The sequence below is a fragment of the Alteromonas sp. ASW11-130 genome (assembly GCF_026183735.1).
GTDB lineage: Bacteria > Pseudomonadota > Gammaproteobacteria > Enterobacterales > Alteromonadaceae > Alteromonas.
Window position 1 is genome coordinate 1 of record NZ_JAPFRE010000049.1, and the last position, 3,190, is coordinate 3,190.

Here is a 3,190-nt window from a genome sequence, read left to right on the forward strand (position 1 = left end):
TTCGCCTGCGCATTCAGCTCACCGTACGTCAGCTGCTCATCCTCGTACACCACTGCCACGGCATCCGGCTGGCTCGCCACTTGCTGTTCAAACAGCTCATGGATACACAATGTATCCGGGTAAGTACTCCCAGTAGCTCCTGCTAAACGTGAAAAGAACTCGTCATCGCGATCAGGCAGCATAGATAACATCTTAATGGGTTTAGGCTCATCTTCATGGATACAAGCAACAACATCTTTCATTAACTTGAACATGCTTTCATTCAGACATCTGATCGATTCAGTATCGAATAGCGACGAATCATATATCCAATTCAATGACCCGCCAGATTCATTCAAGCTAATATGGATTTCCAGATCAAATTTAGCCTGAATGGTTGATGGTGGTAGCGAACTCAGCTGAACTTTAGGTAGTGTAAGTGATTGGACATTTTCATCACTTTCAACACCAAAGTCACTGTCCACACTTAGTACAATTTGAAATAACGGAGAATGAGAGAGATTACGTGGAATTTGAAGCTTTTCGACTATCTGTTCAAAGGGAGCCTCTTGATTTGCCAGGGCACCTAAATTCACTTCACGTACATGCTTGAAATAATCAGTAAGGCTGTCGTAATCAGTATTGACCTTCAACGCTAAGGTGTTGGCAAAAAAACCTATTACAGACTGTAACTCTGGCAACTCTCGATTAGCAACGGGAGTACCTATAACTACTTCGTCATTGTTACTGTAACGTGTCAGTAACAATGCAATCAGACCGTGCAATAGCATAAATGGTGTTAGCTGCTGTTGTTTAGCAATACTAGTCAACTGCCGAGCGAGATTCTTCTCAATCTCACCAGTTTCCCTGAGTCCGTGATGAAGCTTAATTTTTGGCCGTTTTTGTTTTAGAACTAAACCGTGTTCTGTTGGCGCATCTTTTAATAGCTGCTCCCAAAAAGAAAGTTGATTTACACTTACTTCTTTAGTTTGTTCTTCTTGTTGCCATTGCGCGTAGTCTGCATATTGAATAGTTAACTCTGCTAGAGGCTCTCTTTTTCCTTCATAAAAAGCTCTATATAGCGTAAAGAACTCATTCTTTAAGATTGCCACCGACCAACCGTCGCTGGCGATATGATGCATGTTAAATAAAAGTACACCTTGCGCAGGTAAACTGGCCTCATTGTCTTCAGACATTAATGTTATAAAACTCGCACGGAGCATCAAATCCTGCTTTAGATTAAATGGTCGATTTACATCTTTAGATATTAACTTTTGTAACTCTTCCTGCTGCTCACTGTTATCAAGATGAGAAACATCATATTTTTTAACCTTCAACTCAACATTATCGTTTACACTTTGTACTGTTTCACCGTCTTCCTCATGATAGACTGTCCGCAGTATTTCATGTCGTTGAATAATCCTGTTAAGGACTTTCTCAACAAGCGCAACATCCAGATTCCCAGAAACCTTCATTGCTTCCGGCATATTATATTCAGCAGAACTTCCTTTTAGTTTGTCGATAAACCATAGTCTTTGTTGAGAGAAGGAAAGTTTATTAAATTGATTAGAAGTATCTCGCTTATGGATTTTCCTAACTTCAGCTGCTTGATCATATAACTTATCTAGAAATACTTTTAACGTATCTTTATTTTGAACAAGCTCAGCCTTCAGTTCACTGTCTAACTCTTTTGGTAACTTAAGGTTAACTCGACCATTTTCCTTATTGAATATTACCCCTGCATCTTTCAACTTTTGGAATAATAGTTCCCCATTCATAATGCAAAATCCTCAAAATCCTCTTCACTTACTTCTTCAGTTAACTCTGTTATATTTTGAAATTGCAGTAAGCTTTCTATGTACATACCTAAAGATCGAACCGTTAACCTGTCGTACAAATCTTTTACTCTAATATTGAGCCCAAACTCTGTATTGATTGGTGAGATCATTTGCGTAATTAACAACGAGTGGCCTCCAAGTTCGAAGAAGCTTGTTGTAACGCTGATATCTTCTTTACTTAAATCGAGTAGAGATGACCAATAAGAAACTAATTTAACCTCAACATCACTACTCGGCGCTACATATTCACCTTGAAATGCATTGGCATCTAAAGACGGTAATGCCTTTTTGTCTATCTTACCATTTGGGGTCAATGGCCACTCTTCTACTAACAACACACCACTCGGGAGCATGTATTCAGGCAGCACCGCTTGTAACGCTGATGCTATCTCCGCCATTAATGCATTACGAGCTGCATCGTTGTTGACACTTTCCAGGTGCGCCTCTTGTGGTTTCACATACCCCACTAATTGTTGGCTACCTGCGACCTCCCTGGCCACCACTAAGGCGGAGTCCACACCTGCCTGGGCGCACAGCTGCGCTTCTATCTCACCCAGCTCAATACGGAATCCACGTATCTTCACTTGGTCATCAATCCGACCTAAGAACGCCAGGTTACCATCCGCAAGGTAACGCACCAAATCACCGGTCTTATACAGCTTCGCCGAGCTCATCGGGTTACCCGCTTCATAGTACGGGTTATCAATAAACCGTTCCGCCGTCAGCTTATCTCGGTTTAAGTAGCCTCTTGCGACTCCTGGACCACCAATACAAAGCTCACCAACTGCACCATAAGGTGATAAGCCTTGGCCATGTACTGCCAACACATAGGCACTGGCATAAGAAACTGGCTTACCGATATGGCTAAGTTCACCTTCTACCTTCGCCACAGAACTGTTTACGGTACATTCTGTTGGACCATACACATTGTAGATTTCAATACCCTGAGCACGTCGCTCAACAAGCGTTTGCCACAGTTGAGCTGAAATAGGCTCCCCGCCTACCAGTAGGTGAGGCAGCGTATCTTCTCCCCAATCTTCCAGCCAGAAACTCAACATACCCGGTGTGCAATCCAATAACTCAACCTGATGTGATTGAATGTATGACTTTATAAGGCTTGGCTGTAACTTGAGTTCATCGGGTACAATCACTAAAGTACTGCCATTAAATAAGAAACACAAGCCTTGTAAAGATGCATCAAAGACATAATTAGCACACCACCCAACTCGGCTTATTGGTTCAAACCATGTTTGCATTTCTTGTGATAGGGCCATGATGTTTTTATGCTCGACCATCACCCCCTTCGGCTTGCCGGTTGAACCGGAGGTGTAAATCAGGTAGGCCAGGTTATCCACCCCAAGACCACGGGCCGT

At 42.4% G+C, this 3,190-nt stretch carries 2 protein-coding genes and 1 pseudogene; all 3 read right to left on the minus strand.

The window, feature by feature from the left end; all coding sequences use genetic code 11:
- A partial coding sequence (locus OPS28_RS16930; protein WP_265610655.1) for a condensation domain-containing protein occupies nucleotides 1-1,757 on the minus strand: 1,757 nt, incomplete at its 3' end.
- A complete protein-coding gene (locus OPS28_RS17215; RefSeq protein WP_442864015.1) occupies nucleotides 1,754-2,491 on the minus strand; it encodes a phosphopantetheine-binding protein in 738 nt (245 codons plus the stop codon). The genes OPS28_RS16930 and OPS28_RS17215, both read right to left, overlap by 4 nt.
- A 123-nt stretch (nucleotides 2,492-2,614) precedes the next feature.
- Nucleotides 2,615-3,190 (minus strand): annotated as a pseudogene (locus OPS28_RS17220) (AMP-binding protein); the annotation flags it as partial.

Bases quoted from the DNA above. Each gene is read 5' to 3' on its own strand.
- OPS28_RS17215 (WP_442864015.1), bottom strand. From the start codon at position 2,491: ATGAGCTCGGCGAAGCTGTATAAGACCGGTGATTTGGTGCGTTACCTT.